Source organism: Micromonospora sp. NPDC049662 (assembly GCF_040675055.1).
Lineage (GTDB): Bacteria > Actinomycetota > Actinomycetes > Mycobacteriales > Micromonosporaceae > Micromonospora.
In genome coordinates, this window is record NZ_JBFAOC010000119.1 from 1 (window position 1) to 2,379 (window position 2,379).

Here is a 2,379-nt window from a genome sequence, read left to right on the forward strand (position 1 = left end):
TGGGCGGCGCCCCCCCCCTGGGCCGGCCGCCCCCCCCGCCGGGCGGGGGGGGGGGGGGGGGCGCGGGCGGCCCCCGCCACTCACACGTTCCGGGTCAGGCAGCCAGCACCTCGGCCAGCGTCGTGATGGCCTGGTCGATCTCCTCTTCGGTGATCACCAGGGGCGGGGCTAGCCGGATCGTGGAGCCGTGGGTGTCCTTGGCGAGGATGCCGCGCTCCATCAGGCGCTCGCACGCCTCGCGTCCGCTCATCAGCGCCGGGTCGATGTCCAGCCCAGCCCAGAGGCCCCGGACGCGTACGCCGACGAGGCCCTTGCCGACCAGCCCGTCCAGGCCGGCCCGCAGCCGCTCGCCCAGCTCGGCCGAGCGGCGCTGGAACTCGCCCGTCGCCAGCAGCCGTACGACCTCGGTGGCCACCGCGCAGGCCAGCGGGTTGCCGCCGAAGGTGGAGCCGTGCTGACCGGGCTTGAGCACGCCCAGCACGTCGGTGTTCGCGGCCACCGCGGAGACCGGCACGATGCCGCCGCCGAGCGCCTTGCCCAGCAGGTACATGTCCGGCACCACGCCCTCGTGGTCACAGGCGAAGGTCCGGCCGGTACGCCCCAGACCCGACTGGATCTCGTCGGCGATGAACAGCACGTTCCGCTCGGTGCAGACCCGGCGTACGCCCGGCAGGTAACCCTCCGGCGGCACCACCACGCCCTGCTCGCCCTGGATCGGCTCGAGCAGCACGGCGACGGTGTTCTCGTCGATCGCGGCGGTGAGGGCGTCCAGGTCGCCGTACGGCACGACCGTGAACCCCGGGGTGTACGGCCCGAAGTCGGCGCGGGCGTCCTCGTCGGTGGAGAAGCTGACGATGGTGGTCGTCCGGCCGTGGAAGTTGCCCTCGGCCACCACGATGTTCGCCTGACCGGCCGGTACGCCCTTGACCTGGTAGCCCCACTTGCGGGCCACCTTGATCCCGGTCTCCACGGCCTCGGCGCCGGTGTTCATCGGCAGCACCAGGTCCTTGTCGCACAGCTCGGCCAGCTCCCGGCAGAAGTCGGCGAACTGGTCGTGGATGAACGCTCGGCTGGTCAGCGTCAGCCGGTCGAGTTGGGCGTGCGCGGCGGCGATGAGCTGCGGGTGCCGGTGGCCGAAGTTCAGCGCCGAGTAGCCGGCCAGGCAGTCCAGGTAGCGCTTGCCGTCCACGTCGGTGAGCCACGCGCCCTCGGCCGACGAGATGACCACCGGCAGCGGGTGGTAGTTGTGCGCCGTCCAGCGCTCGGCGTCCCGGACCGCTCCCGGCGTACGCAGCTTGTCGTCCACGATCACTTGGTTGCCTTTCCCTGACGGAGTCGCAGCGTGCAGCACTTCGGTCCGCCGCCGGCCTTACGCAGCTCGGACAGGTCGACACCGATGGTCTCGTAACCCCGGTCGCGCAGCTTGGCGGCCAGGTCGGTGGCCTGCGCGGGCAGCACGACGTGCCGTCCGTCGCTGACCGCGTTCAGGCCCAGCACCTCGGCGTCGGCCATGGTGGCGTGCACGGCGTCGGGGAAGAGCCGGCGCAGCACGGCCTGGCTGCCGGGGGAGAAGGCCTCCGGCAGGTACGCCACGGTCCGCTCGTCGAGGACGGTCAGCGCGGTGTCCAGGTGGTAGAAGCGCGGGTCGACGAGCTGCATGGTGATCACCGGGTAGCCGAAGACCTCCTGCAACTGGGCGTGCGCGGCGTGGGCGGTCCGGAAGCCGGTGCCGGCCAGCAGGTGGTCGCCGGCCAGCAGGACGTCGCCCTCACCCTCGTTGACGTGCTTCGGGTCGTACATCTCGAACCCGGCGGCCTCGAACCAGGCCCGGTAGGCCGGCGCCTCGTCGGCGCGCTGCGGGTCGCGGAACTGCACGGCCATCGCCTTGTCGTCGATCACGGTGCCGCCGTTGGCGGCGAAGACCATGTCGGGCAGGCCGGGCACCGGAGTGATCTCCTCGACGGTGTGGCCCAGGTCAAGGTACGTCTGGCGAAGCTGCTCCCACTGCCGGACGGCCAGCGCGGGGTCGACCGGCGCGCTCGGGTCCATCCAGGGGTTGATGGCGTAGTCGACGGCGAAGTACGTCGGCCGGCACATCAAGAGGCGCTGGCTGGTGGCGTCCATCGTCATTGTCCTGCTCCCAGGGGTCGGGCGCGCCCGGCCACCGTGGCCCACGGGCTGGCGCCGTTGCTCAACGTTATGCGGCGTCAGCGGAAGGATCCACCACCGAGACTTGCGCAGACCGTAGATCCGTTGCGTGTAACGCACAGCAACCAACGATCCGTTGCGCAGGAGGGCCAGCTCACCCCTCCAACAGTGATCAAGAGGTTTGGGGGGCCGCACCGGGGGCTGGGGGGGCGCACCGACTTTTCAAAGGGT

At 71.5% G+C, this 2,379-nt stretch carries 2 protein-coding genes; both read right to left on the bottom strand.

Annotation, left to right across the window (positions count from 1 at the left end; all coding sequences use genetic code 11):
• Window positions 1-94: 94 nt before the first annotated feature.
• Complete coding sequence (rocD, locus tag AB0J36_RS34400) at window positions 95-1,309, bottom strand: ornithine--oxo-acid transaminase (RefSeq protein WP_357134884.1); 1,215 nt, start codon at window positions 1,307-1,309, stop codon at window positions 95-97.
• A complete protein-coding gene (gene ddaH, locus AB0J36_RS34405; protein ID WP_357134883.1) occupies window positions 1,309-2,124 on the bottom strand; it encodes a dimethylargininase in 816 nt (271 codons plus the stop codon). The genes rocD and ddaH overlap by 1 nt, the downstream gene beginning before the upstream one ends.
• Window positions 2,125-2,379 lie beyond the last annotated feature (255 nt).

Coding starts and splice junctions, on each gene's coding strand:
- ddaH (WP_357134883.1), bottom strand. CDS start 2,124: ATGGACGCCACCAGCCAGCGCCTCTTGATGTGCCGGCCGACGTACTTC.